This is a genomic window from Flagellimonas marinaquae (genome assembly GCF_023716465.1).
Taxonomy (GTDB): domain Bacteria; phylum Bacteroidota; class Bacteroidia; order Flavobacteriales; family Flavobacteriaceae; genus Flagellimonas; species Flagellimonas alginolytica.
This window is the reverse complement of sequence record NZ_CP092415.1, coordinates 1,386,278-1,412,509: the sequence shown is the minus strand read 5'-3', so window position 1 is coordinate 1,412,509 and position 26,232 is coordinate 1,386,278. Positions and strand designations below refer to the sequence as shown.

The following is a 26,232-nucleotide window of genomic DNA, read 5'->3' as shown; positions in this document are numbered from 1 at the left end:
TTGGCATGGGCAAATCCATATCGCACACTGCAGCCTCGATGAGCTATGGGATGAACCAGGAGAAAGGATCGGAGATTGTCCACAGCCAATATCTGGCCGGGGAGACCCCTCGGGAGATTACCGAGGAGTTCAAGGTCATCCAAGAGCAGAACGAACTGTGCCGGAAGAACACGCTGAGCTTTGTGCTGAGTCCCACCATTGAGGACGGGAGGAAACTGGAAAGGGAACAGCTCAAGGAAATGACCGAAAGGTTCCTTAAGGAAATGAACCTCAAGCAGCATCAGGCCGTTGCCTTTGTCCATAGGGACAAGGAACATGTGCATGTCCACCTGTATGCCAACCGGATAAACTTTCAGGGGAAGGCCTATAACGACAGTTTTATCGGGAAGCGTAGCCAACAAGTAGCGGAGCGGGTGGCCAAACAAATGGACCTGACCACGGTAAGGGAGGTACAGCAGGAAAAACTCTACCGGATGCAACATGTCCGCTCTGAAATACAGAAGATCCATGAAAAGGTCATGGCCAGGGAGCGGCCAAGGGACTTTGACCAGTACATCAAGTCCATGGAGCAGAACAATGTAAAGGTCATCCCGAGCATTAACAGGCAGAACCAATTGCAGGGTTTCCGTTTTGAGCATAAGGGAACCAATCTCAAGGGAAGCGAGGTGCACCGGTCCATGTCCATGGGCCGGATTGCCCGTCAAATGAACTTTGAAAGGAACATGGCACAACGAATCGCCAAGGACAAGAGCATGCAGCTTTTGGGCAGGACAGTGAATATCCCGACAAGTTTGACTCAGACCATCATAAAGAAAACCATAAAATTGGCCATAAAAGTGGTCAGGGACACTGGAATAGGAATCTAAATACAACAACATGGCAAAGCTGGATGAAATAGCGGAACTGTTGACTGAGGAAATCAACGGCTTTGAGAAGAGCATCGGCCGATTGGAAAAGGCACATGAAAATTTGAAAAACCTTCCATTAAGGCCTGACACCACTGAGTTAAATAATCTTCTAAAGGAGTACGGCAACAACCAAAAAGACAATATTGAGGAACAACAAAGATTGATGCAAAGGATTCTTCATAAAGTAGAGCGATCCATTCTATTGCCCAGTTGGGCCACAAAACTTGCTTGGGGGTTGTTGGTCGCGGTCCTTTTGGTCCTTGGTTTTTCAATCCATCAGGTATCAAGGATAGCCAAGAAGGAAGAGGCTGCTTATTTAAAAGGTCAGCATGATACCATTGAACACTACGGGACATTCTTTAAAGAAAACCCAGAGGCAAAGGTACTATACCAAAAATGGTTGGAGGATAATGGCCAAAAGTAGGACAGCGCCCTATCCTATTTTTGTTCAACGCTTATCTTCCCAAACGCTACAAAAATAGGCCAGGATCCATGCGCTGAAGTTGTGAGTAAGGATTTGGGACTAGGAAGGGATAAGGCTACAGTTTAACCAATTTCTGATTATAATTGTCTAGTATATTATTCGGCAAGGACTTCAGATATATTTGAGTAGTTGATAGTCGATTATGGCCAAGCATGGAAGAAATAGCTTGTAAGGGAACGTCCTGCAGCATAGCTTGGGTTGCAAAACTATGACGAGATACATATGAGGTCAACCGCTGCTCTATCTTGCATTTTTTTGCAATTTCTTTAAGCCCTTTATTATATCTCTTTCGTGCCCATAAGACGTCTTTATATTGAAGTTCAAATGTGGCTCTTTTAATGATTGGAAATATAAATTCAGACCTCTCTTTATCCTTAAGATAAAACGAGAGGATTTCCTTTAACTGAGGCGTGATGTTAATATCATAAGGCTTTGACGTTTTTTTTCTTTGGAATTTAATTCGGTTGTCAATGATATTTTGAACCCTTAAAAAAGCCAAGTCCATAAAGGAAATACCATAAAGCATATAAGAGGCAAGGAAGTAATTTCTATAGTGAAACAGACTATCCGTTTCTTCCAGTTTTAAAAGCATAATTGATTTGATGCTTTTAATGTCAAGCGCTCTTTTTTCTGTAGGAGTAGTTTTAATCTTATAATGTGTAAAAGGATAAGCATCTCTGGAAACAACATCAGACTTAATGGCCTTGTTAAAGACCGCTTTGATTGTTCTCATATACGTCGATAGGCTGTTAACAGAATTACCTTTGGAAAAGTGCCAGTTCTCAAATCTTTTGAGAAAATCATAATTGATTTCGTTGAATTTGATATCATTTCCATCAACGAATTTCTCCAATACCTTAATTACCGCGTAGTATGTGTTTGCATTACCATAACGTTCAGCTGCTTTTAACTCATCGACAATATCCTCGCTAAACTTAAAAAATGAATCCAATGATGCGGTTTTTACAATCTTCTTCTTAAGCTGCAAAATGGATAAAAAGTTAAGCTCGTCCTTTTCGTTCAGGTCATTAATTATGTCGACCGCTCTGGTCTTTTCTTTTAAGAGTTGATTATTTAGTTTACTAACTGATGAAGTTCCTTTGAATGCTCTTTTAACTTTCTCGTTTTTATTATCCCAAAATTCCTTTTTTATTGATTGACCTAAGCTTATGGAAGTTGTTTTTCGAAAATGGGTTAACCGTAAAATAATAGGATAGGAGTCATCTTTTTTCTTCCTACGCGTATCTAAAGAAAGTTTTATATTAGTATTCATCCTAATCAAAGGTAAAAAAAATTTGCACGCAATTTGCACGCAAATGGGTGATTTTATTTGAAATTAAATGAATACGAAATTATATAAAATATTGAAAAACAAATTATTATGTATTTATTTGTATTGGATTGATATGGTAATCCTCTTGCTGGCAGGCAAGAGGCCACCGGTTCGAATCCGGTATTCTCCACCAAAAATGTAAAAGCACCTCAAACAGGGTGCTTTTTTATTTAGAGAAGGAAAATCATCCCAAACTTTTCAGGCAGCACATTTGTTATTTTGATGGTTTTTTTAGTAAACGGATGCTCAAACTCCAAAGTGTGTGCGTGCAGGTACAGGCCCTTCCCTTTTAAAACCAACCCCTCTATCGCGTAATCTTTGTCTCCCAGAATAGGATGCCCCAAACCGTGAAGATGTTTTCGCAATTGATGCCTTCTGCCCGTTTTGGGACTTAATTCTACTAAATTCAATGTACCGAAACGTTCCGAGGGCACGGATTTCATTACATTATAATCCGATCGGGAGGGTTTTCCATCTATCTCCGTGGTAACTGCTCCATTGGATCTCATCTTTCCAATGGTAACGGCATAATAGGTTTTGCAAATTAGCTTATCCTCAAACAGTTTGTTTAAAGCACGGATGCTAGTGCTCGTTTTGCCCACCAAAACAATACCCGTGGTGGCATAATCCAAACGGTGGACAGGTTGGGGAGTTACAGCATCTGATAGCGAACTGGGTTGTAGGTTCTGCGGCAAAGCATTGGCGATGGTCCTGAACTTGTTGCCGCTCACTTCAATGCCAGCAGGTTTGTGTATAGCGGCCAGATGGTCATCCTCAAACAATACTTTAAGGGGAAGTATAAGTTGCCTTTTGGGTATATTTTTTTGAGGAATGGATAAAACAATGTGTTCTCCACCAGAAATTATGGTCGCGGTGGTGGCATGTATTCCATTTACCGTTATATATCTTTTCTTTAAAGCCTTTTTAAGTGCCGATTTGGTGGGCAAAGCTTTAAAAATTCCCACACCATACTCCTGTAGCCGTTGGGGCACCGTAATATGAGGAACGGTATGGTTTTCAATTTGCTTAATGATGCTTCTACTCTTTAGTGATGCCCTTGATTTTTAATTGGGTCATATAGATTTTACTCAATCCATTATTGCTTTCGTACATGTATTTTTGAAATTCCGATACAGAGTTGAATAACTTGGGGGATAGTTCGTTGCGACGACTAGTAAAATAGAGCGTTTGGTCTCCTTCGTGATAGAACGGGCAATATTCCATGTATTTGGTATTGATCGGAGCTCCAACATTTCTCGCTTTTTCCCAGTTTCCCCGATCATCTTTTACGGAAATATAGATATCCCCACTACCTAGACCATCCTCTTCGTTATATCGGGAAAAAAGAATAAAGTCCTCTTCTTTGGAAATAAAGGCATTGAATTCATACCCGGGAGTATTAATGTTTTTATCCAATAGTTGTGGTGTTGAATAAGAACCATTTTCCCAACGTGAGAAGTAAATATCATCTTTTCCAAGTCCGTTCGGCGACTCCAAGGTAAAGTATAGGTTGTTGTTTTTACTTAATGATGGATAAAATTCATTTAGGCCCGAATTTATGGGAGCGCCAATGTTTTTGGGCATGGACCATTCTTGGTCAGAACCACCTCGTTCCACATACCAGATGTCAAAATCTTTTTTTTCTTTGCTCAAGTCGTCCAATGGTCTATTGGAAACAAAGAATAATCGTTTTCCATCGTGAGACAAAAACGGTTCCAAATCCATATAAGAACTCGAAAAAGACATCAGTTCGGGCTCTGTCCATTCGTTTCCCTTTTTTTGGATAAAGGCGATTTGGGAAATATCTTGCAATGGGCTCTGAATAGTAAAAAATGCTTCGCTACCATTTTCTGAAATACATAAATCACGAACATTTAGGAATTTGTTCAGTGCGCTGTTAAATTGCGTAATGTCGTTTTGATCTTGTGCGATTGCCTGGTTCAAACAAAGTACCAGTAAAATTATCAATCTACTTTTTGCCATGGCTTAATTAATCATATCAATAACCGTAAATGTACCATATTTTATACCATGGTTTAGCGTGTCCTCCTTTCCTGCAACAAACTTTATCAACCTTTTAATATCTGTTTTTTGTATTTGGCCCATGCTTTTTTGAACTTTACTTCAAAACAAAATCAACATGAAATTAGAAGGAAAAGTAGCGTACATTACTGGAGGAACCAAGGGTATAGGATATGGGATTGCCGAAAGCTTGTTGGAGCAGGGCATGAAAGTAGCGATTAGTGGACGAAGTCAAGAAAGTGCCGATGAAGCTGTAAAAAGGCTGAATAAACCGGATAGGGTATTGGGCTTGGTATCCGATGTTTCCAAATTGGGCGATGAGAAAAAGGCCGTTGCCGCTGTCCTCGATACATGGGGGCAGTTGGATGTGGTTATGGCGAACGCAGGAGTGGGTCATTTTGCACCAATCGATGAATTGGAGGACGATAAATGGCATCAGATGATAAATACTAACCTGAACGGGGTGTACTACACCTTAAAAGCATCCGTAGAGGCTTTAAAAACATCGGAAGGGTATTATATGACCTTGGCAAGCTTGGCGGGGACCAACTTTTTTGCCACCGCAGCGGGCTACAATGCCACAAAATTTGGCGTGGTAGGATTTACCCAGGCCGCAATGCTCGATTTAAGACAATACAATATAAAGGTCACCACGATTATGCCGGGATCGGTGTCCAGTAATTTTAACAACAACGACCCATCGGATAAAGATGCGTGGAAGATACAGCCAGAGGATATCGGGAAATTGGTCGTTGATTTGTTGACCATGCATCCACGTACCTTGCCCAGTAAAATAGAAGTACGCCCCACGCGTCCCGATTTAAAATAATTAGACCGCCTTTTCGATCAGGGGAATAGTAGGGTTGCATATTTCCTGTATAAGTAAGAACAAGTATTTTTCAAAGGTTGCAAGAGTATCCGAATGTATTCGGGTATTCTTCTCCTCTGAAAACGGAAACAGGCCTTTGCCCAAGTGCTTAAAGGATATAATGCCGGCCTGTACTTCGCCAATATTGTGTTTTTTGGAAAACAGATAAGCATAGCATAGCAATTGGAACGCTTTGCTCTTGTCGTAATCCGTGATCAGTTCGTTCCAATCTGTGACTTTTACATTTTTTGGCTCTACTTTACCGGTTTTGTAGTCGATAATGCGCACGGTTCCATCAAACTGATCTACACGGTCCAATGTTCCCTTTAGGGTGATGGGAAAACCGACCCCGGGAACTGTAATTATTTCTTCGTAACGTTCCTCGAGTGCCAATATTTTGATTTCGTGCCGTTTAAGTTGACGTAGCTCATCGTCCAAGAAATTTTGCAGATACTTGAGGATAACATTGTACACCAATAGAAACTTTCCTTTGGAAACATCGACCCCAGAGAGGTTTTGGGTGAAATGATGTTGCACCACTTCAGGCACTTTCTCTTTTAAGGATTTAATATGTTCTTCGGTCAAAAATTGATTAATGAGCGGTTTGTATAGCTGCTCTAGGCTATCGTGAATAATGGTTCCAAAAGTGTTGGCCGCAATATTTTCTTCCACTTCATCCAAATCATTGATCTTAAGAATGTTTCTGGTATAAAAATCGATTGGATTTCGAATGTAATTGGTAAGCGAAGTGGGTGAAAAGCCTTTTTCTGTAAATGCCATAAGATCATCCATGAAACGGCTGTCCTTTTCCATTTGGATCAGTGGCTTTGCCTCAATGGATATTTTTGGGGTGGCAATAGTATGGGCAATGTGCGGTATAAGATTTTTATCGGTCAATAATTGGGAAATCAATCGGCTTTTTTCTCCACCTTCCAACACATCGGGTTCTGTATTGTAGGTAATGTAAATATTCTTGGCGCGTTGTATCAAACGGTAAAAGTGATAAACATAAATGGCATCTTTTTCCTTGTAAGTGGGCAGGCCATAATCACGTTTTACATCAAAGGGTATAAAGGAATTGTTTGACTTTCCCGAGGGAAGAATCCCTTCGTTCACAGAGGTGATAATGACAATGTCAAAATCCAAGTTTCTGCTTTCCAACATTCCCATAATCTGAAACCCAGTTAAAGGTTGACCGATAAAATCCAAGGATTCCATATTGGCCAATTGCTTGAAAAGATTTTTAATGGACCTGAGTTCTCCCACAAAATCCACTTGGTCCAAATATTGTCCCAATTGATTGAAAAGAGTATAGAATCTGTACAAGTATTCCAGTTCTAATGCATTTTTCTCGTTTTGATAAATGTTTTTTAACCGCTCAATGAGCCCTAGACAATTGTTTATCCAATCCATCGGCGATATTTTTCCTGAATGAAAAATAAGGGTCAATAAATCTTCTGCCTTGGGATATTTTAAAAGTGCTTCCTTGTTTATATAGAGTAGGTTACCTTCTTTAATATCTTTGGATAGATTTTGAGCAAAGTTGCCTTGGTCTTCACCGGATAGGGTAAGTGTGTACGGATTGGAGAGCAATTCCAAGACACGTTTAAAAAACCATCCTTGGTCGGAAACATTTAGATGTAATTCCAAATAGCTTATAAAAAAGGAATACAAAACTGTTTTGTCCAAAGGCATCCCCATGGTGATGTTTACCTCTGGGATGCTACTGGGAACAGCATTGAGCATAGGGTTTAGTAAAGTTTCGTCCGCAAGTACCAATGCAGTTTTGGTAAGGTCTATTTCCTTTGTTTCCCCTAACTTTTTTAATAACTGGCCCACATATTTGGTCTGGGATATGTTTTTGGGAACCCCGGTTATGTTAATATTTTTAGGTTTGAGAAAATTATTCTGAGAATCTATTTTTTGACCGTGTTTGTAGTACGGCCAATTATTTTGATAGTTCCGGATGAACAATCCGGCGTCGTGTATATTGTCGTTTAAAAAGTAGGCGTCTATATCCCAATAAATATGGGCATTCTCTTGAGCTAGACAATGTTCAATGATAGTTGATTCGGCGGCATTTAAGGCATTAAAGCCAATAAATATAATCGGGTTGGACCTGATTTTTCGATTGCTTTCGTTTTTTAGGGCTTTTACGGCTTCTCTTTGGATAAGGCCTTGGTAACCTTTTTTTTGTTCTAACAAGGCGGTGTAGAAAGTATTGTAAATGGTTTCGAGGTTTTTCCACAGCTGTAGATAGTTCTCGATGAGCTCTGATTTATCCTTACTTGTGGACCAATGGTTAATTTCTTTGATGGCGGATAGATAGTTGAGTATATCCGAAGCGGGAATTAGGTAACCATCAATTTCGTTAAAATCTTGTAAGAGGGTCTGTCCCCAGTTTATAAAGGCTGCAAAATCATCGGAATCTTCTATGTTCGAGGATTTGTATACCTCGAACAGCAACAGCAATAAGTCAATATTGGAAGCTTGTTTTAGATCGCATAGCCCTCCTATAAATTCTTGAATGGAGATTATTTCTGGGCTAAAAATGTTTTTTTCGAGACGGTTGGATATATGTTTTTTTAGGAAAGTGCCGGATCGTTTACTGGGCAATACAAAAGTACAGTTTATAAAATTCAACTGTTTGTTTTGGAGGTCGTCCAGTACGTATTCAAGGAATGTTTGTTGCATGGACTAAAAATAAAAAAGGCCCCGCATTTGCGGAGCCTTTTTCTAGAAAACTTTGTTTCTGATTATTTTACCAAGTTGATTTCAACTCGTCTGTTTTGTGCTCTACCAGCTCTTGTGTTGTTGGTAGCGATTGGCTTAGCTTCACCGTAACCGATGGCAGTCAATCTATCAGCAGCGATACCTTTGTCGATCAAGAAATCTCTAACAGAGTTAGCTCTTTTTTCAGATAGGCTCTGGTTAGTAGATTCTCTACCAACGCTGTCAGTGTGACCTTCTACAGTAAACTTAGCGTTAGGATACTCGTTCAAGATTTGGATAATGTCAACCATTACAGAAGTTGATTCTGCTTTGATAGAAGATTTACCAGTATCGAACAAGATAGTTCTAGCGTAGTCGTTCAACTGCTTTTGTACTTCTTCAGTTACTTCTGGGCAACCGTTGTTAGCAACAGTACCGGCGATTTCTGGACACTGATCATCTTTGTCAAGAACTCCATCTCCATCAGTATCAGGCCAAGGGCATCCATCGTTTGCAGCAGGACCAGCTTCGTTAGGACACTTATCGTCTTTGTCAGCGATACCGTCACCGTCAGCATCAGGACAACCAGCTAGTGCAGGAAGACCAGGAGTGCTTGGACAAGCATCATCTTTATCGGCTACACCGTCACCGTCAGAGTCAGGACATCCGTTCATTTCTTTAGATCCAGCTTCGTTAGGACATGCATCTTTAGCATCCTCGATACCATCACCATCAGAATCAGGACATCCGTTGAAGGCTTCTAGACCAGCAACTTCTGGACAAGCATCGTCTTTATCGTAGATACCGTCACCATCAGTGTCAGTACCACCAAATTTGATGCTAAGACCTGCCATGTGTTGGAAGTGTGTAATCAAATAATCTTCGAAAGCATGCTTGTATTGTGTTTGAAGCGTTAAACCAAGGTTGTCAGAGAACCACAAGTTAACACCAACACCACCGTTTACAGTACCGGCACCGATTTCATCGATCCAAGTATAACCACCACCTATTTCAACGAAAGGATCAATGGTAGTGTTTTTAAGGATGTTGTACTTGATAGTACCATCGATAGCATAGTGAGAAAGCTCATCTACTTCGAAGTCTCCGATTTTCTCGATTCTGTTCAAGGAACCTCTGGCTCCAACAGAAAATCCATCACCAACATATTTGGATACACCTACATAAGATACAGAAGGCAAAATATTCCAGTGATCGGATACGTTAAAGTACTCATCGAACAACGTAGTACTGGAAAATGGATTGTTACTATCGTTAGTAGGATAAGCGTCTATTGCATTCACCCCTATGCTTACTTGCCAGGGATTATTTTCGTCTTGCGCTTGTATGCTGTTAATCCCTACAAATACAAGAGCAACAACCAATAATTTGCTAAGATGTTTCATGCTCAAAATTTTAAGTTTAAGTGTTTATCAGCAGCAAATGTAAGTTGTTAAGACTTATTAACAAAATCTAAATTTCTTTTTTTTTGACTCATTTGCCAGAAGATTTATTGCATTTCGTCGAATTTAGATGACCTTTAACGATTTTCCCACCTTGGAAAATGCTTTTATGGCATGGTCCAAATGTTCTTTTTCGTGAGCAGCCGATAGTTGTACGCGTATTCTTGCCTTGCCTTTGGGAACTACGGGATAGAAGAATCCAATAACATATATGCCCTCATCCAACAGCATGTCTGCCATATTCTGTGAGAGCTTGGCGTCGTAGAGCATAACTGGCACTATGGCGGAATCCCCGTCGATAATGTCAAAGCCGGCTTCCTTCATGCCTTTTTTAAAATATTCTGTGTTGCTCTGAAGTTTATCGCGCAATGTGGTGTCCTTGTCCAACATGTCAAAAACCTTAATGGAGGCTCCAACGATGGCAGGTGCCAGGGAATTGGAGAACAGATAGGGTCTGGAACGCTGGCGCAGGAGTTCAATGATTTCTTTTTTTCCTGTGGTATAACCGCCCATGGCACCACCTAGGGCTTTGCCCAAAGTACCTGTTATAATATCAATTCGGTCCATAACGCCTTTTTCTTCCAAGGTACCGCGACCTGTTTCACCAATGAAACCTGCGGCGTGGCATTCATCTATCATTACCATGGCATCATATTTATCGGCGAGGTCGCAAATTTTATCCAATGGGGCCACTAGACCGTCCATGGAGAAAACCCCATCGGTGACTATAATCTTAAAACGGGCTCCATCTGCTTTGCTCTGTTTTAGTTGTACCTCTAGATCGGCCATATCATTATTGGCGTATCGATATCTTTTTGCCTTGCATAAACGAACACCGTCTATAATGGAGGCATGGTTCAAGGAATCGGAGATAATGGCATCCTCAGCCGTGAGCAGGGGTTCAAAAACACCTCCATTGGCATCAAAAGCGGCGGCATATAATATGGTATCCTCGGTACCGCAGAAATCGGCAATTTTCTGTTCCAATTCTTTGTGGATGTCCTGTGTTCCGCAAATAAATCGTACCGAGGACATTCCAAAGCCGTGGGTGTCCATCGCATCTTTGGCGGCTTGGATCACATCTGGGTGGGAGGATAGCCCCAAATAGTTGTTCGCACAAAAATTAATGACCTCTTCACCAGTGGAAATTTTTATGACAGCACCTTGAGGTGATGTTATGATGCGTTCTTTTTTAAAAAGGCCAGCTTCTTTGATTTCTTCCAGCTCTTTGGTCAAATGTTCTTTAATTTTTCCGTACATATCTTTATTTAGCTTTATACAAAAATAGGGTCTATTTCTTGGTCAATATAAACAATAACAGATTCTTTGATGTTATAGCCCATATCTCTCAACACATCTGCGTAGTTGGCAATCTGCTCTTTGTGCTTGGGAGTTGGTTTGCCGGTTTTGTAGTCGATTACGTAGGCATTATTGCCATCCAGTACAATTCTGTCCGGGCGTAATGATCGACCATCTGTGGTTAGAATTTCCTGTTCGTTTAAAATTTGATGGTTTTCCAGGAACAGCTCTTTTAACTTTGGGTGGTTGACCACCGCCATTATTTTTTGTTTGATGTCGACAGTTGCTCCTTTGGGAAAATGCCCCTCGATTTCCAGCTGTTCCAAAATCGGGTCAATATCTTTTGCTGTTTCGATTTGACTCAAGGCAAAATGAATAACATTTCCCATTTCTATGGCTTCCAAACGCTCATCGTCCCACATGCGGCCAGATTTGGTGGAAATGGCAAAGCCAGTATCTTCTTTGGGCCGCGTGAGGTATGGGATATAGTTTTCGGTTGACTCTAAAGTCGAAGAAGATTCATTGTTTACAGGAAATGTACCAATGGCAAAAACACCTTTCTCGGATTCAGATAGGTTTTTTTGCTGAACATACCATTGAAAAAGATCTGGATAGGAGGATGCATCTTCGATAGTAACAATTTCTTTTTTGCCCGATTCTGTAATTACGAACAATCCTTTTACGGGGCGGGTAAGGGCCACATAAAGGACATTCATTGCATCCAACAAGGACTTTTGTTCGACTTCCAAATACTTTGCTTGTGTTACGGGGTTGTACTCCAGCATATCGCTTTTGGTGTTCAAAAGAAACTCATTCAGGCCTATCTTGTCTTCTTGAGGAGTGGCGGCAACCCACGACTTTTTGTCCCTTTTGATCAATGCCGCACTGGCAAATGGAAAAATCACAAAAGGAAATTCTAGTCCTTTGGCTTTGTGGATGGTCATTATTTTTACAGCATCCACTCCATCTGGAGCAGCTATGGACAGGGATTCTTTTTTTACTTCCCAATAATTAAGGAAGGCATACACGCTGGGTCCTTCCCTTTTTTCGAGATCGAGCACTTCGTCCATTAAAAAAGAAATGTGTGCAACGGAACCTTGGTAAAGCTCAAAATGTACAATTGCGGTTTCCAATATGGTGAGTACGGGTTGTCCCTTTAAATCAACAAGGTTAAAACTATATTGGGATGCCAAGAATACCGCTATATTTTCCAAATGTCCGGAAATAAACTCGTGGGCACTATTTTGATCAGGGGATAGATACCTTAATATATGGTATGCTGCTTCCCGGTCTTTTAGGTTTTCAAAAATTCGAAGAACGGATATCAAAAACCTCACTTTTTCATTATTGGCCAATAATAGAGCATCCGAAGAAATAATAGGGATTTTGTGTTGCGCCAAATAATCCGCTAACAACATGCCCTTTTTGTTATCGCGGACCAGCACACAGATGTCGGAATAAGCATATTTTTCCGAAATAATGTGTTGAATATATTTTAAGGTCTCATTACAATAAACGTGATCTTTGTCCTTCTCGTCCTTGTCCAAAAAGCTTATTTGAACGTAGCCACCGGGCTTGTTGTTCGTTTTTTGATGAGAGTCGTTCAAAAAGAGGTTTCGATAATCTTCATTGGCAAGCACAGGAGCCGTTTCTGTAAAAAAGCTATTGTTAAAGTTGACGATCTCGTCAAAACTGCGCCAATTCGTATCCAACGAACTAATACTTGGTTCCACAACAAATGGGTGCGATTTTCCATTGATCAGGTTCAGGAACTGTTCCGCCCTGCCGCCTCGCCAGCGATAAATGGCCTGTTTTACATCGCCCACCAAAAAAAGGGATCCCCGTTCTTGTTTTTCATCCTCACTTTCCAGGGCATTGCCAATTAACGGCACCAAATTTTCCCATTGCATTTTGGAGGTATCCTGGAACTCATCTATAAAATAATGGCGGTATTTTTCGCCCATCCGCTCATAAATAAAAGGTACAGGTTGGTTTTTGATTTCTTTGGAGAGAATTGCGTTCAAAGACGAAATTGGCACAATGTCACGATCTAGTTCTATGTTCTTGATTTCCTTGGCGATTTCGTTCAGGACCGTCATGGGCACTATGTTGCCGTATATGTTTTGGAGATAGGCTAGTTGATGGAGATTTTTCTTTATAAGTAAATATTGCTTTAAAATTAAAGAAGCTAAAACGGAAGAGTCTCTTTTGTCTTTTGCATTTAAGAGTTTTTTGTTCTCTCTAAGGTTTTCCTCCAGTTGGTTGGCATACAGTCTTTTAGTGTCAAAAAAGCCTTCGGATATTTTTATAAAATGATTTGGAAGAGTTCCTCTCGAAAAATCGGTCTGCTCAAATCCTTGATTCTCTATTTCTTGAAGTGCACTTTGAGCCAATTGCACCACTTTTTCCTTAATCGCCTTGCTCTCAGTTGCTATCCGTTTTTGGATTTCCTTAAAATCATTGATCGATTTTTCACGCAATGGTTCCACATGTTCGGCATGGTTTTCTTGAAACAGCAGCTTTCCAATTTCCATTAAATCGTAGGTAATGTCCCAACTTTTATCATCATCAATTTTTTCGAGCGAAAAGGAAATCAAGACCTCTGTAAGGTTCTCGTCGTTCCCGGCGCGCTCTAATAATCTGCCAACAGCTTCTTCCAATAGGACGTCCGTGTTGAGTTCCACTTCAAAATTTTGTGATAGATGAAGGTCTCTTGCAAAGGTCTTTATGATCTTATGGTTAAACTTATCTATGGTGGAAATCTCAAAAAAAGAGTAGTTGTGGAGAATACGCTTTAAAATGAGTTGCGATCTTTGCCGCAATTGTTGTTCGGACAGTGAAAGTTCGTTGCAAATGGCCAAGAACAGACCGTTCTGTTTTTCTGGCACAACATGTTGTCCAAAAGCAAAAAGATTGTCCAAAATCCTGGATTTCATTTCGTCAACTGCCTTATTGGTAAAGGTAATGGCCAAGATTTGACGGAATTTTATGGCGGAATCGTTGGAAAGCAATAATTTTAGGTAGGTTTTGGCAAGGGCATATGTTTTGCCCGAACCTGCAGATGCACTGTATATTTTAAAATTGGAGCCGTCCAAGTGTATTTTTCTTGCAAAATAAGGATTCCCAGCTTGATGTTAACATGGTTTTAGCGGAATATAAATGTTAAAACTTGTATTTTTACCTAAATAAAGTAATAACCTAAAAAAACAGAATATTATGGCTTTTGAACTACCTAAGTTACCGTATGCATACGATGCATTGGAACCCCATATAGATGCAAGGACCATGGAAATCCACCATACCAAGCACCACAATGGCTACACCACTAAGTTGAATGCTGCCATCGAAGGAACAGATATGGACGGAAAAGGAATCGAGGACATTTTGTCCAATTTGGACATGTCCAATGCCGCGGTCAGAAACAATGGTGGCGGATTTTTTAACCACAGTCTTTTTTGGGAAGTAATGTCCCCAAACGGTGGAGGAGCTCCATCCGGAGAATTGGCTTCTGCCATAGATGATGCTTTTGGTTCTTTCGATGCTTTTAAAGAAAAATTCTCGGCCGCTGCCGCTACCCAATTTGGGTCGGGCTGGGCTTGGTTGTGTGCACACAAAGGTGGCAAGTTGGAAGTTTGCTCAACACCAAACCAAGATAATCCACTAATGCCCGGAGTAACTTGCGAAGCACAACCAATTTTAGGATTGGACGTTTGGGAGCATGCATATTATTTGAACTATCAGAACAAGCGACCAGAATACATCGATGCATTTTTTAATGTAATCAATTGGGATAAGGTTGCAGAAAATTACGCTGCCTACAAGTAAGAGCAGAAATTAATACAATTAAAAAGCCGTTCCATTGGAGCGGCTTTTTTTATTATAACTTAATGGTAAGCCATTCTTTTCGCCGTTCCAGCATCTTTTTTGATGGTTGTTGCTCTTTATCCTCCATCAAACTAAATATATAATCCGGACTTGGGATCAAAACCATTTCTGTAGTTTTTTCCTCTCCGAACCTCGCGAATGTTACCAGTAAAGGCTCTCCTATACTGAAATGGTCGAGGTAATCCTCAAAAGATTGGTCTTCGGTAAAGGGTTTATCATTTATACTAAGAACTACATCCCCATTGTCTAGACCGGCTTGGTAGGCAGGACTGCCAATTTTTGTGTTTCTGAGAATCTTATAGCCGGATCTATCGGGCAACATGGAAACATATGCACCAAAATAGGGATAGGTTTCGGGTTGCTCCAATACAACGCCAACGGACTCCATAAGTTTTTTATAGTCGGGCATTTCACTTTTATAGATGTAATTATTGAAGAAATCGTCACCAAAAGTATTTCCTGCGTATTCTTTTAAGGCATCATGTAGGTTTTGAATGGTATATGGAATTTCGGGTTTGCCATATTTTTTCCAGATCGACTTCATATAATCATCCAAGTTCAATCCTTTTTCGCGTAGAGATAGATCTAATGCCAAACCCAAAACACTACCGTAGGAGTAGTAAGAAATAAACATGTTTTCGCGGTTTACCGGATCTACTGAGGTGGCTGCGTCCACAAAAGGGGCTTGGAAGCTCATTTCAATGGGGTTGAAAAATTGCCGTGCGGGAGAGTTCCAAACATAATTGAACGTTCCGGCCAAACCTTCCACATATACTGCGGGCGTTATTAAACCGGCTCTACAAAGAATCAAGTTGGTATAATAACTGGTAAACCCTTCAGCAAACCAAAGTGCACCGCTCATATTGGCTTCTTCAAAGTCAAAAGGTTCCAAAGCTTTAGGACGTATACGCTCCACGTTCCAAGCGTGAAAAAATTCGTGGGATACTGTTCCAATGTTGCGCTCCATTCCACCGTTCGCCAAACTGCGCGTGCTTGTTAAAATGGTGGAGTTCCTGTGCTCCATGCCATCACCAGAGGCATTTGGGATATAGCAGGCCAAAAAGGTATAGCTTCCATAATCAAAATCGGGCAATTCGCCATAAACTTCTTTCTCCGCCAAGACTATTTTCTTTATCTTTTCAAAATACTCATCGGCTTCTTCTTCCGTGCCATTGTGATGCAATGCAAGACTGATGGTCTTTCCATCCAATTTAAACGAGCGAAGCATATAATTGCTGATTTCCGTGGGGCTGTCCATAAAATAATAAAGGTCTGGTGCCGAGTAGGTAGTTCCCGAAACCAATGGAAGTTGCGTAGCGACCTTCCAACCTAAGTCTTCACGGACATTAAAAGTTACCTCGATGCGTCGGTCCTCCAATGTTGGGGCAAACATAAAAGTCGCAGGGATATTCAGGTGCGCATGTGTTTCGTCCACTTGGGAGTAAGTGCCGCCCCCTCTATTGGCAAACAAAACGTATTTTATGTTGATGGTTCCGTCGTGTCCGCTAACTTTCCAAGCATAGGGGTTAGGTCTGGTAACCGTCAAAGCGTTTCCTTTACCGTCTGTGGCTTTAAAGCCATATACGTTTTTGGCAAATTCATGTAGGGCATACCGCCCGGGAGAAGTCCTGCTCATCCGGAACTCAACGGTGTCCGAGGTTAGATCGGGAAAAGAGGCTTCAATAATTGCTTCATGATGTTCGGCGTTCTCGAAAGAGATTTGATAGGTATTGGTCTGTGCGTTTAGTAATAGAACCGAGAATAGCAATAAAAAAGAAAGTGTAATTTTCATTTTTGGTAAAGGTTTAAGATTGACTAAGATACAGTTTAATCAACGTAAGTACTACATTTGTGGAGTGGCTAATTTTTCCCAATTATTTTATATGCATCATTATATCAAAAGAAGACCAGCATTACAATTATTCAGTAAATCGACAGAAGCATGAAAACAGAATTTTACACATTGGGAACCTTTGAATTTCCTGCCGATGCCGTAGTAATTAAAGGAAAGTTGGAAGCAGAGGGGATTCCTGTTTTTTTGAGGGACGAAGCTACCATTAATTCTGACCCTCTGATAAGTGCCGCTCTGGGCGGGGTTAAGCTTCAGGTATATTCGAGCGATAGGGAACGGGCCAAGGAAATTTTTGATGATATCCGGAGTTACGCTACCGATAGGTTGGGAAACCCAGTTGTCTGTCCCAATTGTAAAGCTACCAAATCAGAAATTTATTACTCTAGAAGCAATGTTTTCTATAAGCTGTTTCCATTTTTTGAACCTAGAAAGTACCAATGCATGCAGTGCAACTTTATTACGAGGCCTGCTCGCTGAGCATTGGTCAATGGAATTATTCTAAGCGTTTATAAATTAGACCTCTGCCAACAGTAGCTTCCAAATTGTAATGATCTTCTAGATAAACATCTATGTAGGTGTTGTATTCGACCAATTTCTTGTCGAATATCTTTTTTCCTTTTCTGGCCACCAAAGTTTTAGGCTGGACAACCTCCATAATATATCGGAGTTCTTGCATTCCAGTGTTTCTGGGATTTTCCATAAACGGAAACATTTCTTCGCGGGTTATATTACTTGGGTGGGTCGCTGCTTTTGTGGGGGGTTCCGTATTCAACAGCCAATACCCTATGTGATATTCCGTAAAAAAAATGTTCTCGGCATCCAAATTATGATCATTTATGTATTGGGGCACTTCTATACCTTCACCATTAAAAAAAGTGCCCTTTTCTATTTTGTTGGAAATAATATTCCCATACTCCAAATACGATTCCATTGGGATTAAGATCAGCAAGATGGCAATTAGGGGCCTATATTTTTTTTGAATGGTTGGAAGTTTGGAGAAGGCAATGCCCAAAAGGATCAAAATAAAGGGATATAATTGGATCAAATAATGCCCGTTCACTTTTCCAGCCTGAACAAAGGACAATAAAATGGACAGGGTAATTACAATCAAAAGTTGGATTTTTGTATCCTTCCAATCTATTATTTTAAGAACTGAAAGGGTTATTAAAAGTCCCAAAACCACCAATACAAACGGCAATGTTTTTAAGGTAGAATGTAGTTTTCCTCCAGAATAGGCCAATGGTGCCTCAATTATAGATTGCCAGCACACATGAATTTCGTTCTGGAAATAATAGGGCAATATTGTAAGAATACCGATAAGCACCGCCCCAATCACCATACATGATAATTGCCGGATCCGTAGGGACAATTGTTTTGTTTTTTGTCCCTCCCATATTAAAAACAATCCCAAAAATACGGCAGGATACACCATGTTCAACTTGGATAGTACGGAAAGGGAAATTAGGCCCCCGATGGCCAGATAGGAAACCCAACTCTCTTTGCAAAAAAGAAGATAAATACCCATTACAAAGAACAGAATACTGATATGTTCGGACATTACACCTTGAAGACTACCGAACAAGCTTTGAAAAAAAACACAGAAAACCGCTGTCCAAAAAGCAACTTTTCTAGAAGTAATGTTTGTCGCTATACCGTAGGTGAACAAGGCTGTAAGGGCAACAAGTAAGGAACCAAACAAGCGTATTGCGATAAAGCTCTTACCAAAAAGTTTTATGATCAGGGCAAAGTATAAAAATGTAATGGGAGGCTTAAGGTCCCAAAGATGGGTGTACGGTAAATGACCATCGACCCACGATTGACCCATTAAGATAAAAGTACTCTCGTCGCGATCTATATAATCCCTAAAAAAGAAGGGGAACCGAATACATATGGCCAATAGCGCCAAAATAAATAAGACAGTTTTCCAGTCTAAGCTATGATACCTTAAAGAAGCATTTTTTTGAAGCACGATGGAGTTGAGCAATTGGGCCATTGGTTATCTTCTGTGCAATATATATAAATTTGGATGGTTTGATAGTTTCTTTGCATTTGAAAAATTATTGAAAAGTAATTTGTAACAAAATTTGATTTGTAACTACATATAATTGGAAAGTAGAACAGATCATGTTTTTGAAGCTACAGGCCCTCTTGGCCCCGAAATATTTGTTTTTTATTCTTGAACACCTTGGGCCTGTCCGATTGCGTTCGAAACTTACGAAGCATTTCCCAAAAAGAATGAAACGTTATGGTAAACGCTGCGAGATCTCGTAAAAATGCAGAGTCCATATTACCTTCCGCTGGATAACTTTGATCCTACCAAAATATCGATTCAAAGTAGTATCTTAACACCTATAACCAACTTTAAATTTTAATACCATGGAAAATTGGTTTGCAGCTTTGACTGTGTTTGAGAAAGTCTATTGGATTGTTGCCATTGCTGGTTCGGCAATCCTTTTGGTCCTTGTAATAATAACCTTGATCGGAGGCGATGTAGATGATCTGGGGGATGTGGATACAGACATTGAGGCGGATACTGGAATTGATTTTCAATTTCTATCCTTTAAAAACTTAATGGGCTTCTTTACCATTTTCGGTTGGTCTGGAATTGCATGTATTGAAAATGGGGTGTCCACCGGACTCACAGTCTTCATTTCTGTGGTGTGCGGATTATTAATGATGCTTGCCATGGCTTCCCTATTCTACTATTTGGCAAAATTGCAGAGCAGTGGCACGCTAAAACTCTCCAATGCGGTAAATCAAATAGGAGAAGTGTACCTAACCATTGGAGCTAATCGAACTCGAATCGGCAAAGTTTCCGTAAATGTTCAGGGGACACTGCGCGAACTACAAGCTTTGACCGATGAAGACCAAGACCTGGTACAGGGCAATGTGGTAAAAGTACATGAGGTAACAGACACTGGGATTTTGATCGTTAATCTTTTAAATAAATAAAACTACTATGCTAACACTACCATTACAAATGGGCGGAGGGGCTACCTTACTGGCCATAGGCTTCGCCATCCTCTTTTTCTTTATTATTATAATCTCTTTTATAAGGCGTTATAAAAGATGTCCATCTGACCGTATTCTTGTAGTCTACGGAAAAGTAGGTACAGGTAATTCTGCAAAATGTATTCATGGTGGGGCCGCATTTGTATGGCCGGTAATCCAAGACTATGAATTCTTGGATTTAACACCAATTTCTATCGAAGTTGATCTTACCAATGCACTAAGTCGACAGAATATCCGGGTTAATGTGCCTTCTCGGTTTACTATTGGTATTTCTACAGAGCCGGGAATTATGCAAAATGCCGCTGAACGGCTTTTAGGACTTGGTATGCAAGAAGTTCAGGAATTGGCCAAGGAAATCATATTTGGTCAATTGCGATTGGTCGTTGCTTCCATGGATATTGAAGAAATCAATGCCGACAGGGATAAATTTCTGACCAATATTTCTCAAAGTGTTGAATCGGAACTGAAGAAGGTTGGGTTAAAACTGATCAACGTTAATATTACCGATATTGTAGACGAATCTGGCTACATTGAAGCACTGGGTAAAGAAGCCGCCGCACATGCCATAAATGCGGCAAGGAAATCCGTAGCAGAAAAGAACAGGGATGGTTCTATTGGTGAGGCCAATGCCAAACAAGATGAGCGTACCCAGGTAGCTGCGGCCAATGCCAAAGCGGTAGAAGGGGAAAACGTTGCTAAAATTGATGTTGCCAATTCAGATTCCTTACGAAGACAGCGCGAAGCAGAAGCGGAACGCACAGCGATCGCAGCAGAAAAGGTACAGGCGGCAAAAGCATTGGAAGAGTCTTATGCGGCAGAGAAAGATGCGGAAATGGCTAGGGCAGAGCGCGAAAGAAGCTCCCAAATGGCAGATATTGTCGTACCAGCACAAATAGACAAACAAAAGGTAGAAATTGAAGCGGAAGCTGAGGCCGAAATGATTCGTAGAAGAGCAAAAGGAGAGGCAGATGCAATACTTTTTAAAGCCCAGGCAGAGGCCAAGGGTATATTTGAGGTACTTACCAAACAAGCAGAAGGTCTGGACAAAATCGTTCAGGCAGCAGGAGACAACCCAAAGGATGCAGTACTTTTATTAATTGCGGACAAACTTCCGGAACTTGTTGAAAAACAAGCCGAGGCCATTAAAAATATCAAGATAGATAAGGTCACTGTTTGGGATTCTGGCAATAGTGAAGACGGTAAGAATTCTACGGCAAACTTTATTTCAGGCATGTACAAATCTGTACCGCCTTTACAAGAAATGTTCAACATGGCAGGGATGGAATTGCCAGAATATTTAAAAGGAAAAGATAAGGTTGCCGGGAAAAACTCTAAAGAGGACTTGGACAAGCCGGAATCTTCAGAAAGTGCATAAAACAGACAAACCATTAAAGAGGCCATTTTTACATGGTCTCTTTTTGTTTTATGCAGCTACTACCTGCAGATAAGCTTGTTTTAATTTTTCCATCACAATTTTGAGTTCTTCCTCGTTTAGATGTCCATACCCAAAACGAATGGCACAGGTAGCCTTATTTTGATAGAGGATGGTTTTTGGTACAAATAAATCCAGTTTTTCAGCTTCTTCGGCAAGCTTAATTAAGGATATCGGAGTTTTAAAGCGCAACCACACAGCTAATCCTCCAGAAGGTGTTCGCCAGTCAAGGATATTGGCAAAGTGCTGCTTTAATAAAGCGCTTAAAGCATCTCTACGTTGCTTGTAAGTGACTATATTTTTTTTCTTGAGCCGGTATATTTCGCCTTCGGATATCAATTCGGAAAGCATTTGTTCCTGTATTAAATCTCCTTGGGCATCCAATAATTGAAGGTAGTTTTTGGCTTCGGTTATCACCTGTTCTGGCGCAACAACAAACCCAGTATGAAAACTCGGAAATAAAGACTGACCTAGTTTGCCCAAATAAATAACGTTTCCATCGGCATCTGAACTTGCCATCGGCAACATGGAACTTCCTTCAAATTGAAAATCATGATCATAATCGTCCTCAATTACAGCAAAACCATGAATTTTGGCCAATTCTAACAATTGCAACCTTCTTTTGGTGCTTAAGGTTATTGTTGTGGGATAGTCCCTGTTGGAGCAAACATAGATGCAACGAATGTTCTCATGTAAATAATGTTCCATTATATGGCCAATATCCAAGCCTTCATCATCTATGGGCACTGTTTTTATTTTTGCCCCTGCTTGCTGAAATATCATGTTGGCCACATAATTGCTCAGTTGACCTACCAGTACCAAATCGCCCGGATTAATTAGCACCTGCGAAACAATATACAAGCTCATTTCCGTGCTTCGTGTATTTAATAAATGGGTTGGCTCAATATGAAATCCTCGAGTGGCATTTAAGTAATTACACAGTTGCGTGCTAAAAATGGAAGGGGCAAAAGCACTTGTTCTGTTCCATTTGTTGATCAACGGTTTTCGTTTCATTGCCGCACTGTACCACCTGGAAAATTGATGCACCGGATGCAGTCTTAAATCGGGCTTACCATCGCTTAAAGCATATTTAGCGGTAGTCTCTTCTTTTGTTGAAGAAAGATTAAAGGATTGTTGGAACGGGAACCCGGGGGCTTTTGGATATTCGTATGCCCGATTGATGTGCTGTGTGCTTGCCTTGATTTTTACCTTGGAATTTTCCGGGACCACGACAAAGGTTCCTTTATTGGGTATAATGTTTACCCATCCCTGCGAAGCTAATTCATCGTAAATGGCCACAGCCGTATTCCGATGAACGCCCAATAAATCACTTAACCCTCGTGTCCCAGGTAACTTGCTGCCTTTTTCTAAATAGCCTCTTTGTATCGCGTTCATAATTTGTTGGGCCACTTGCACATATACAGGCTGAACCAAGGATTTATCTATCGATACCAGCTGATTCAATAATTCAAAAACCGGACTATTCATTGTTTTAAAACTGGACTAGTTTAATCGTCCGGAAAGTTAGGACTTTTGCAGCATTAATTGAACAACTTTCAACCGGTTATAAATTCCAATTATGAAGAAATCAATTTTATTTTCTGCGATTTTACTTACGGGTGCTTCTCAGGTAAAAGCACAGCAAGATGATGCTGTTGTAAAAGTAGATTCGTTGAGCGAAGTTGTAGTGACCGCAAATCGTATCGATCTTCCTTTCAAAGAAAATTCAAGAACCATAAACATAGTTACCTCTAGTGATATAAAGAACAGTGCTGCAGTTAATGTTGCGGATTTATTACAACAAGTTGCGGGCGTAGATATTAGGAGGCGCGGTACCGGGGGTAGCCAAGCCGACTTGTACATAAGAGGAGGCGGCTTTGACCAGACCTTATTATTGATTGATGGTGTAAAAATGGACGATGCACAAACCGGTCACCATACCATGAATGCTGCATTACCATTGGAGGTAATAGAAAGAATTGAAATTATAAAAGGACCTGCGGCACGCGTTTTTGGTCAAAATGCATTTGCAGGCGCAATAAATATCATTACCAAAAAGAATTTGAACAATTCGGTGTCCTTAAATGTAGAGGCAGGTTCTTTTGGACAATTGAATGGTAGCGTAACGGCTGGCGTGGAAAAGGAAAACTCATCCCATATCATACATGTGGGCAGGATAACATCCGAAGGTTATAGAAACAACTCGGATTATGATAATGGCAATTACTATTTAAAAAGTATTTTCAATAAAAATGCACAGCCTATAGAAATGACAGCTACATTTATGGAGCGTAATTTTGGGGCCGAGAATTTTTACACCACCAATCCTACCTTTAATGAGTATGAAGAAACTCAAAACAGCCTATTGGCGTTTTCTACCACTTTTAACAACAACAAGCTTAAAATACAACCAAGAATTTACTGGAAACGTAATCAAGATTTATTTTTATTAAGAAGAAACGAACCGAGTTTTTATAGGAACATGCATATTTCCAATAAAATTGGAGTGGAAACCAATGCATCCTACCTCTCTAAACTGGGAATTACAGGTTTTGGGGTAGAGTTTTCCAAAATTTATTTAAGAAGTAACAACCTTGGTAATAGAGATCGTTTTATGTCCAATGTGTTTTTAGAGCACCGCTTTAGTGTTGCGGACAATAAGCTGGATATTACACCAGGTGTGGCACTCACCTACTTTTCAGATTTTAAGTTTAAAGGATTTCCCGGATTGGATATAGGGTATAGCCTAACAAACAATTTTAAAGTATATGGTAACATAGGTTATACTTACCGCGTTCCTACCTATACCGATTTGTTCTACAACGACCCTGTTACTAGTGGAAACGCAGATTTGGAACCAGAGGAAGCTTTTGCACAAGAATTAGGATTAAAGTATACCACAATCAAGTTTAACGCTAGTATAGCTGTTTTTAACAGAGATGCGGATAATCTTATAGATTATATCAGAAACGATATTTCTGAAGACGTATTTACAGCTACTAATATTACAGAGGTAAATACCAAAGGTCTGGAGCTGGATGCCGCCTATAATTTTATGTTCAAAGATTTTGTTCAGACACTGAATGTAGGCTACGCTTTTTTGGATGATAATATTCTGGATCAGAATGAAGCATTATCGCGATATTCTTTGAACACTTTAAAACATCAATACACCACACGCCTAAGTACGCAATTGTTCAAGAATGTACGTCAGAATATAGTTTATAAGTACGCAGAACGTACTACGGGACAAACCTATAATGTTTGGGATGCCTCTTTGGCCGTTAAAGTAAATCAGGCTGAGCTTACCATAACGGCTAGCAATATTTTCGATGCAGATTACATAGAGTCGGGTTTTGTGCCCATGCCGCCGAGCAACGTGCTTTTCGGTCTGCGTTATAGTTTTAGATAGGCACTCCAATCTGTGTTGTAATATCGCACATGAGTAGGATGGAAACTAGTAGGAACAAAGGTCGCCCCCGAAAGCGTGGTCAAGTATTGAAGCTAAAGCGAGACATGGGAAAAACAATTTCAAAAAGTTGGATTGGAGACCATTCAAATCCTTTTCTTAATTTAGTGGTTTCAAATTCATTGAAATCTTGAAGCTGAATCTTGAACAGATACCTCGGGAAAAAACCCTTTCCAAGAAAGAGTTTGTCCAAAAATATTTCAAGCCCCAGAAGCCAGTAGTCATTGAGCGCTTTATTGAGGATTGGCCTGCATATTCCAAATGGAGCTTGGACTATGTAAAAGAGGTGGCAGGGGACAAGGAAGTGCCATTGTACGATGATCGCCCAGTAAAACACGACGAAGGATTCAATGAACCGCACGCTAAAATGAAGATGTCCGATTATGTAGATCTATTGCAAAGTGGTCCAACAAATTACCGAATTTTTCTTTGGAACGTGCTCAAAGAAGTTCCGGTACTTCAAAAAGACTTTTATTACCCGGACTTTGGTTTGCGTTTAATGAAAGGGTTGCCCATGCTATTTTTTGGCGGGGAGGATTCACATACCTTTATGCATTATGACATAGATCTTGCCAATATCTTTCACTTTCATTTTGAAGGGAAAAAGCAGTGCATTCTTTTTTCGCAATCCGAGACCAAATACCTCTATAAAATCCCGCATTCCTTGATTACCAGGGAGGATATTGATTTTGCCGATCCGGATTTAGAAAAATGGCCCGCCCTGCAACATGCAAAAGGGCACATAACAGAGTTGGAACATGGTAATGTCCTTTACATTCCGGAAGGATATTGGCATCATATGAAATATATAACGCCAGGATTTTCAATGAGCTTGAGGGCGGTTGCCAGAAAACCCAGGAATTTTGGCCAAGCGGTCTACAATATTTTTGTAATGAGGCATTTTGATAACCTTATGCGAAAATTCAAAGGACAAAAATGGATAGACTGGAAGAACGAGAAGGCCGTGGAGCGAACACAAAAGCTATTGCTCCAAAAATAATAGCTACCTGATCAGCTCGTTGGTTTTTTCGTAGACCAAATGGCTCTCCCATCCACGGTAGAGTAAATAATCTGCCAATTTCTTCTTTTTTTTAAAGCTATTGGTTTCCTTGATCTGGTCTAATCTTTTTCTGGCCAGCTCATCCAAGGTCCTTAAATAATCTTCATCGGAGATTTCAGCCAGGGCGCTCTTTATGTTGTAGGCAGAAATGTCCCTATACTTTAACTCATTTTTTATGCGGTTTGCCCCCCACTTTTTAATATTGAACTTTCCACGTGCAAATGCCTTTGCAAAACGTTCCTCGTTCAAAAAGTTTTCCTGTATCAAATGCCCAATAATTTGATCTATGGCCTCAGGGATCATGTTCATATTTTTTAGTTTTTCCGTTACCTCTTTGTGGCATCGTTCCTGGTAGGCACAGTAGCGTTCCATTTTTTGGGTTGCTTCTTGGATGGAGTAAAACTTCTGTCCGGAAAATTGTGATCTCATAGATTGC

Annotated in this window: 20 protein-coding genes; 9 read left to right on the top strand and 11 right to left on the bottom strand. The window is 40.4% G+C overall.

From position 1 onward, the window contains the following. The first annotated feature begins 5 nt into the window (after nt 1-5). Nucleotides 6-866, top strand: coding sequence for a relaxase/mobilization nuclease domain-containing protein (locus MJO53_RS06370; RefSeq protein WP_252080897.1), 861 nt, complete (start codon nt 6-8; stop codon nt 864-866). 10 nt (nt 867-876) lie between these two features. Next, nucleotides 877-1,332, top strand: coding sequence for a DUF6730 family protein (locus tag MJO53_RS06365; RefSeq protein ID WP_252080896.1), 456 nt, complete (start codon nt 877-879; stop codon nt 1,330-1,332). A 115-nt stretch (nt 1,333-1,447) separates the two neighbouring features. Here MJO53_RS06365 and MJO53_RS06360 read toward each other — a convergent pair whose 3' ends face one another. The 3 genes from MJO53_RS06360 to MJO53_RS06350 all read right to left on the bottom strand — a co-directional run bounded on the left by MJO53_RS06360 (nt 1,448) and on the right by MJO53_RS06350 (nt 4,708). Further along, nucleotides 1,448-2,665 carry a site-specific integrase gene (locus MJO53_RS06360; RefSeq protein ID WP_252080895.1) on the bottom strand — a complete coding sequence of 406 codons (1,218 nt, stop codon included), beginning with the start codon at nt 2,663-2,665 and terminating at the stop codon, nt 1,448-1,450. 230 nt (nt 2,666-2,895) lie between these two features. Beyond that, nucleotides 2,896-3,690: an RluA family pseudouridine synthase gene (locus MJO53_RS06355; RefSeq protein WP_252080894.1), complete on the bottom strand. Its 795-nt coding sequence runs from the start codon at nt 3,688-3,690 to the stop codon at nt 2,896-2,898. Nucleotides 3,691-3,763: 73 nt separating this feature from the next. Continuing rightward, on the bottom strand, nt 3,764-4,708 hold the full coding sequence (locus tag MJO53_RS06350) for a TolB family protein (protein WP_252080893.1): 945 nt from the start codon (nt 4,706-4,708) through the stop codon (nt 3,764-3,766). A gap of 157 nt (nt 4,709-4,865) precedes the next feature. Between MJO53_RS06350 and MJO53_RS06345 the strand changes: the two genes are divergently transcribed. After that, nucleotides 4,866-5,576: an SDR family oxidoreductase gene (locus MJO53_RS06345; RefSeq protein WP_252080892.1), complete on the top strand. Its 711-nt coding sequence runs from the start codon at nt 4,866-4,868 to the stop codon at nt 5,574-5,576. Here the strand turns inward: MJO53_RS06345 and MJO53_RS06340 are convergent, their stop codons facing one another. The 4 genes from MJO53_RS06340 to MJO53_RS06325 all read right to left on the bottom strand — a co-directional run bounded on the left by MJO53_RS06340 (nt 5,577) and on the right by MJO53_RS06325 (nt 14,181). Continuing rightward, nucleotides 5,577-8,309 (bottom strand): PD-(D/E)XK nuclease family protein, encoded by a 2,733-nt coding sequence (locus MJO53_RS06340; protein ID WP_252080891.1) that lies wholly within the window; start codon nt 8,307-8,309, stop codon nt 5,577-5,579. 62 nt (nt 8,310-8,371) lie between these two features. Next, on the bottom strand, nt 8,372-9,730 hold the full coding sequence (locus MJO53_RS06335) for an OmpA family protein (protein ID WP_252080890.1): 1,359 nt from the start codon (nt 9,728-9,730) through the stop codon (nt 8,372-8,374). Between the two features lie 123 nt (nt 9,731-9,853). Further along, nucleotides 9,854-11,047 carry a glycine C-acetyltransferase gene (kbl, locus tag MJO53_RS06330; protein ID WP_252080889.1) on the bottom strand — a complete coding sequence of 398 codons (1,194 nt, stop codon included), beginning with the start codon at nt 11,045-11,047 and terminating at the stop codon, nt 9,854-9,856. 14 nt (nt 11,048-11,061) lie between these two features. Further along, nucleotides 11,062-14,181 (bottom strand): UvrD-helicase domain-containing protein, encoded by a 3,120-nt coding sequence (locus MJO53_RS06325; RefSeq protein ID WP_252080888.1) that lies wholly within the window; start codon nt 14,179-14,181, stop codon nt 11,062-11,064. Nucleotides 14,182-14,302: 121 nt separating this feature from the next. Between MJO53_RS06325 and MJO53_RS06320 the strand changes: the two genes are divergently transcribed. Then, nucleotides 14,303-14,911: a superoxide dismutase gene (locus MJO53_RS06320; protein ID WP_252080887.1), complete on the top strand. Its 609-nt coding sequence runs from the start codon at nt 14,303-14,305 to the stop codon at nt 14,909-14,911. Between the two features lie 52 nt (nt 14,912-14,963). Here the strand turns inward: MJO53_RS06320 and MJO53_RS06315 are convergent, their stop codons facing one another. After that, a complete protein-coding gene (locus MJO53_RS06315; protein ID WP_252080886.1) occupies nt 14,964-16,763 on the bottom strand; it encodes a M61 family metallopeptidase in 1,800 nt (599 codons plus the stop codon). A gap of 150 nt (nt 16,764-16,913) precedes the next feature. Between MJO53_RS06315 and MJO53_RS06310 the strand changes: the two genes are divergently transcribed. After that, complete coding sequence (locus MJO53_RS06310) at nt 16,914-17,300, top strand: DUF2007 domain-containing protein (protein ID WP_252080885.1); 387 nt, start codon at nt 16,914-16,916, stop codon at nt 17,298-17,300. A gap of 16 nt (nt 17,301-17,316) precedes the next feature. Here MJO53_RS06310 and MJO53_RS06305 read toward each other — a convergent pair whose 3' ends face one another. Further along, the gene (locus MJO53_RS06305) at nt 17,317-18,816 is read right to left on the bottom strand and encodes an ArnT family glycosyltransferase (protein WP_252080884.1); all 1,500 of its coding nucleotides are present in this window, start codon (nt 18,814-18,816) and stop codon (nt 17,317-17,319) included. A gap of 383 nt (nt 18,817-19,199) precedes the next feature. Here MJO53_RS06305 and MJO53_RS06300 point away from each other — a divergent pair, with 383 nt between their 5' ends. After that, nucleotides 19,200-19,775: a hypothetical protein gene (locus MJO53_RS06300; RefSeq protein WP_224836074.1), complete on the top strand. Its 576-nt coding sequence runs from the start codon at nt 19,200-19,202 to the stop codon at nt 19,773-19,775. Between the two features lie 7 nt (nt 19,776-19,782). Beyond that, nucleotides 19,783-21,210, top strand: coding sequence for a flotillin family protein (locus tag MJO53_RS06295; protein WP_252080883.1), 1,428 nt, complete (start codon nt 19,783-19,785; stop codon nt 21,208-21,210). Nucleotides 21,211-21,258: 48 nt separating this feature from the next. Here MJO53_RS06295 and MJO53_RS06290 read toward each other — a convergent pair whose 3' ends face one another. Then, on the bottom strand, nt 21,259-22,755 hold the full coding sequence (locus MJO53_RS06290; protein ID WP_252080882.1) for a PLP-dependent aminotransferase family protein: 1,497 nt from the start codon (nt 22,753-22,755) through the stop codon (nt 21,259-21,261). Nucleotides 22,756-22,846: 91 nt separating this feature from the next. Between MJO53_RS06290 and MJO53_RS06285 the strand changes: the two genes are divergently transcribed. Together MJO53_RS06285 and MJO53_RS06280 are read left to right on the top strand one after the other, a co-directional pair. Beyond that, entirely contained in the window at nt 22,847-24,679 is a 1,833-nt protein-coding gene (locus tag MJO53_RS06285) for a TonB-dependent receptor plug domain-containing protein (RefSeq protein ID WP_252080881.1), read from the top strand. A gap of 187 nt (nt 24,680-24,866) precedes the next feature. Next, nucleotides 24,867-25,736 (top strand): cupin-like domain-containing protein, encoded by an 870-nt coding sequence (locus MJO53_RS06280; protein ID WP_252080880.1) that lies wholly within the window; start codon nt 24,867-24,869, stop codon nt 25,734-25,736. A gap of 3 nt (nt 25,737-25,739) precedes the next feature. Here the strand turns inward: MJO53_RS06280 and MJO53_RS06275 are convergent, their stop codons facing one another. Beyond that, a complete protein-coding gene (locus MJO53_RS06275; RefSeq protein ID WP_252080879.1) occupies nt 25,740-26,225 on the bottom strand; it encodes a regulatory protein RecX in 486 nt (161 codons plus the stop codon). Nucleotides 26,226-26,232: the final 7 nt, after the last annotated feature.

What these genes read in the sequence shown, in the direction of transcription:
- MJO53_RS06370 (WP_252080897.1), top strand. Translation starts at nt 6, where the DNA reads ATGGGCAAATCCATATCGCACACTGCAGCCTCGATGAGCTATGGGATG.
- MJO53_RS06365 (WP_252080896.1), top strand. Translation starts at nt 877, where the DNA reads ATGGCAAAGCTGGATGAAATAGCGGAACTGTTGACTGAGGAAATCAAC.
- MJO53_RS06360 (WP_252080895.1), bottom strand. Translation starts at nt 2,665, where the DNA reads ATGAATACTAATATAAAACTTTCTTTAGATACGCGTAGGAAGAAAAAA.
- MJO53_RS06350 (WP_252080893.1), bottom strand. Translation starts at nt 4,708, where the DNA reads ATGGCAAAAAGTAGATTGATAATTTTACTGGTACTTTGTTTGAACCAG.
- MJO53_RS06345 (WP_252080892.1), top strand. Translation starts at nt 4,866, where the DNA reads ATGAAATTAGAAGGAAAAGTAGCGTACATTACTGGAGGAACCAAGGGT.
- MJO53_RS06340 (WP_252080891.1), bottom strand. Translation starts at nt 8,309, where the DNA reads ATGCAACAAACATTCCTTGAATACGTACTGGACGACCTCCAAAACAAA.
- MJO53_RS06335 (WP_252080890.1), bottom strand. Translation starts at nt 9,730, where the DNA reads ATGAAACATCTTAGCAAATTATTGGTTGTTGCTCTTGTATTTGTAGGG.
- kbl (WP_252080889.1), bottom strand. Translation starts at nt 11,047, where the DNA reads ATGTACGGAAAAATTAAAGAACATTTGACCAAAGAGCTGGAAGAAATC.
- MJO53_RS06320 (WP_252080887.1), top strand. Translation starts at nt 14,303, where the DNA reads ATGGCTTTTGAACTACCTAAGTTACCGTATGCATACGATGCATTGGAA.
- MJO53_RS06315 (WP_252080886.1), bottom strand. Translation starts at nt 16,763, where the DNA reads ATGAAAATTACACTTTCTTTTTTATTGCTATTCTCGGTTCTATTACTA.
- MJO53_RS06310 (WP_252080885.1), top strand. Translation starts at nt 16,914, where the DNA reads ATGAAAACAGAATTTTACACATTGGGAACCTTTGAATTTCCTGCCGAT.
- MJO53_RS06305 (WP_252080884.1), bottom strand. Translation starts at nt 18,816, where the DNA reads ATGGCCCAATTGCTCAACTCCATCGTGCTTCAAAAAAATGCTTCTTTA.
- MJO53_RS06300 (WP_224836074.1), top strand. Translation starts at nt 19,200, where the DNA reads ATGGAAAATTGGTTTGCAGCTTTGACTGTGTTTGAGAAAGTCTATTGG.
- MJO53_RS06295 (WP_252080883.1), top strand. Translation starts at nt 19,783, where the DNA reads ATGCTAACACTACCATTACAAATGGGCGGAGGGGCTACCTTACTGGCC.
- MJO53_RS06290 (WP_252080882.1), bottom strand. Translation starts at nt 22,755, where the DNA reads ATGAATAGTCCGGTTTTTGAATTATTGAATCAGCTGGTATCGATAGAT.
- MJO53_RS06285 (WP_252080881.1), top strand. Translation starts at nt 22,847, where the DNA reads ATGAAGAAATCAATTTTATTTTCTGCGATTTTACTTACGGGTGCTTCT.
- MJO53_RS06275 (WP_252080879.1), bottom strand. Translation starts at nt 26,225, where the DNA reads ATGAGATCACAATTTTCCGGACAGAAGTTTTACTCCATCCAAGAAGCA.